Source organism: Proteus sp. G2669 (assembly GCF_009915245.1).
Classification (GTDB): Bacteria; Pseudomonadota; Gammaproteobacteria; order Enterobacterales; family Enterobacteriaceae; genus Proteus.
Genome location: NZ_JAABLX010000015.1, coordinates 1 through 1945, shown reverse-complemented (window position 1 = coordinate 1945; position 1945 = coordinate 1). Strand labels below are relative to the sequence as shown.

General features: G+C 38.0%; 3 protein-coding genes. All 3 read left to right on the top strand.

Annotated elements, in window-relative coordinates:
- A partial coding sequence (locus GWI68_RS03660) for a VENN motif pre-toxin domain-containing protein (protein WP_166539418.1) occupies positions 1-1054 on the top strand: 1054 nt, incomplete at its 5' end.
- Positions 1054-1404, top strand: a complete 351-nt coding sequence (locus tag GWI68_RS03655) for a hypothetical protein (protein WP_166539417.1) — start codon at positions 1054-1056, stop codon at positions 1402-1404. The genes GWI68_RS03660 and GWI68_RS03655, both read left to right, overlap by 1 nt.
- A gap of 227 nt (positions 1405-1631) precedes the next feature.
- A partial coding sequence (locus GWI68_RS03650) for a VENN motif pre-toxin domain-containing protein (protein ID WP_208105110.1) occupies positions 1632-1945 on the top strand: 314 nt, incomplete at its 3' end.

The window sequence follows — 1945 nt, the reverse complement described above, 5'->3', positions numbered from 1 at the left end:
AACTGAAAAGCAGAATATAAGTGCATGGGCAACGTTAACTTCCGGTATTGTCGGCGGTTTAATTAGCGATAATAGTACAGGCGTTGCCAATGCCGCCCAAGCCGGGAAAGTGGTGGTTGAGAATAATTGGTTGAGCACCAATCAACTAGAAAATTTTGCACATAAAGCAAGAACTTGTGTCGGTGAAGAATGTCAGCAAGTTATTCGTGATATGGTTGATGCCAATATTCGGCAACAGGAAGAAATAAAGCAAATTTGTTCAACCTCACCAGAGCAGTGTAAACAGCAGTATGGATATTTAGTTGAACAATGGAATGCTTTCGATACAGCAATAAAACATCTTGCAGCAGATAAATCGTTGCCTGATGATTTTCGTGATTATTTGCCTGCAGTGTATATGTTGAGTATGGATGCGACAGGGATCACAGTCGAACATCAGTGGGCTAAACGATTTGAGGCAATGGGGCTTGAACCAGAAACAGCTGGTTTGATAGCGATGGCACTTCCCGGAATGATTAATAGTGGAAGTGGTAAAGGTAATCGTGGAACAACAGATAAACGAATCAATAACACCAAGTTAGAATCAGAAAAAAATGCATTAAATAGAATTGCTGAAAACTCTAGAAATACAAGAGACCTTAACCAAAAAGAAACGAATTCGGTTTATAATCAGCAATTAATTTTACTTGATAAACAAGCAGCCAAAAGCAATGTAATTATTGACCCAAATAAAGTTAATTATTTATTCGGAAAAGTAAACAGCAATAAACATAATGCAGCCCGTTCGACTCAATTAGAACAATCTATGAGGCGTTTAGGTATTTCAACAGATGAAAAAGGTGCTAAATTTTTAATTGATCACCTCTCACATGTACCTAAGACGCAAGGAAACATTATAAAAGTATATAGTGATAATTATGGTAAATATGAAGTTAGGGGATCATTATTATTTGGCCCGTCAGGAAAAGTAACAAAATTAGAAACATCATTTGAAATTATGCCTGATGGAACTCGACGGTTCGTAACAACAATACCAAAAGAAGGAAGAAAATAATGTTTATTGAATCTCATCCTGATGATTTAGCTCTACTTTCGTTTTTTGAAAGTGAACCGACATTAGTAGATCATTTGGATCGGCATTTTGCATATGAATTTACAGATAATAATGGAGTTCACCTAGTGTTTTCTTTTAGTATATTAGAAGGATGGATACAAACAGTATTAGAATTTAATGGGAATGAAATCGCAAGGCACCTCAGCGAAAGTGTAAATAAATTTATGATAAAAGAAGATATGGCTGGTGAATATTTATATTCTGAAATAGTCTTAGAAGATATAAGAACAAAAGTTGAGATAAGAGTAAAACCGTTTATATCCATAAAATGGGGAACGTTGATCAGATGAGAGCAGTGTAAACAGCAGTATGGTTATCTGTTTGAGCAATGGGATGTTTTTGATACGACAATCTCTATCAAGCCCTTTTAGAAACCAACGATAACGTCACCGAGCGTGAGATTCAAAATCACCTCTTCCAACAAGCCTTACAGGATTATACTAACCAATCCGACTTTGGTACGGGGGGTAAATACACCCGTGCCATCCAAGCCATCACTGCATTTACGCAAGGTGTAATGGGCAACAATATTGTTACCGCGATTGCTAATGGTTCCGCGCCTTATCTCGCTAATGAAGTGAAAAACCAAATCCAAGGTAATAGTGTTGAAAGTGATATTCAGCGCACGATAGCGCACGGCTTACTGAATGCAGGCCTTGCACTGGCAAAAGGTGAGAATGCAGTAGTGCAAGCTTCTGGCGCAATGACAGGGGAAACAGTGGGTATTTTATCGCACTCACTTTATGGCAAAACTCCCGAAGAACTCACTGAAACTGAAAAGCAGAATATAAGTGCATGGGCAACGTTAACTTCAGGGGTTGTCGGCGGTTT

What these genes read in the sequence shown, in the direction of transcription:
- GWI68_RS03655 (WP_166539417.1), top strand. Translation starts at nt 1,054, where the DNA reads ATGTTTATTGAATCTCATCCTGATGATTTAGCTCTACTTTCGTTTTTT.